An 877-nucleotide genomic window follows, 5' to 3' on the forward strand; every position below is an offset into this window, starting at 1 on the left:
ACCGGTCTGACCGGAGCCACCGCGGTGAACTTCGGCGCCACACCGGCCGCCTCGTTCACCGTGAACTCCGACACCCAGATCACCGCGGTCGCCCCGCGGGAACCGGCACCGTCGGAGTCACCGTCACCACCGCCGGTGGGACCACCAACGCCGTCGCCTACACCTACGTCGCACTGCCCACTGTCACCGCAGTGGCGCCGAACGCGGGCGTGGAAGCAGGCGGGACGACGGTCGTCATCACCGGTACGGGCCTGACCGGCGCCACCGCGGTGAACTTCGGCGCCACACCGGCCACCTCGTTCACCGTCAACTCCGACACCCAGATCACGGCCACCGCTCCCGCCCGGGACCGGAACCCGGTGCAACTGACCGTCACCACACCGGGCGGAACCGAGTACCGGCGTCGCCTACACCTACATCCCCGTGCCCGCCGTGACCGCGGTGGTGCCGAATGTGGGTCCGGCGACCGGCGGTACGACGGTGATCATCACCGGCACGGGACTCACGGGAGCAACGGCGGTGAACTTCGGCGCCACACCGGCGACCTCGTTCACCGTGGACTCCGCCACTCCAGATCACGGCTATCGCCCCCGCCGGGACCGGAACCGTGCAACTGACCGTCACCACTCCGGGCGGAACCAGTAGCGGCGTCGCCTACACCTACATCCCGGTGCCCACCCTGACCACGACGGTTCCGAATGTGGGCTCCGTATCGGGCGGCACGACAGTCGTTCTCACGGGCACCGGACTGACCGGCACCACCGCGGTGAACTTCGGCGCCACACCGGCCACCTCGTTCACCGTGGACTCCGCCACTCAGATCACCGCTGTCGCCCCGGCCGGAACCGGGACAGTGCAGATCACGGCGGTCACTCCC

3 protein-coding genes and 1 pseudogene are annotated in these 877 nt (G+C 69.7%); 3 read left to right on the top strand and 1 reads right to left on the bottom strand.

Going from position 1 to position 877, the window contains the following annotated elements; all coding sequences use genetic code 11:
* Positions 1-209: 209 nt before the first annotated feature.
* Positions 210-326 (top strand): annotated as a pseudogene (locus ON27_RS45940) (IPT/TIG domain-containing protein); the annotation flags it as partial.
* A gap of 87 nt (positions 327-413) precedes the next feature.
* On the opposite strand, the gene ON27_RS44965 reads toward ON27_RS45940, so the two are convergent.
* On the bottom strand, positions 414-554 hold the full coding sequence (locus ON27_RS44965) for a hypothetical protein (protein ID WP_245560284.1): 141 nt from the start codon (positions 552-554) through the stop codon (positions 414-416).
* Here ON27_RS44965 and ON27_RS45945 point away from each other — a divergent pair.
* Both ON27_RS45945 and ON27_RS44415 read left to right on the top strand, forming a co-directional pair.
* Positions 487-645, top strand: coding sequence for a hypothetical protein (locus tag ON27_RS45945; protein WP_373282803.1), 159 nt, complete (start codon positions 487-489; stop codon positions 643-645). The two genes, ON27_RS44965 and ON27_RS45945, sit on opposite strands and share 68 nt — an antisense overlap.
* On the top strand, positions 608-877 hold a 270-nt coding region (locus ON27_RS44415; protein WP_218003059.1), incomplete at its 3' end, for an IPT/TIG domain-containing protein. The genes ON27_RS45945 and ON27_RS44415, both read left to right, overlap by 38 nt.

Source organism: Nocardia asiatica NBRC 100129 (genome assembly GCF_000308415.1).
GTDB lineage: Bacteria > Actinomycetota > Actinomycetes > Mycobacteriales > Mycobacteriaceae > Nocardia > Nocardia asiatica.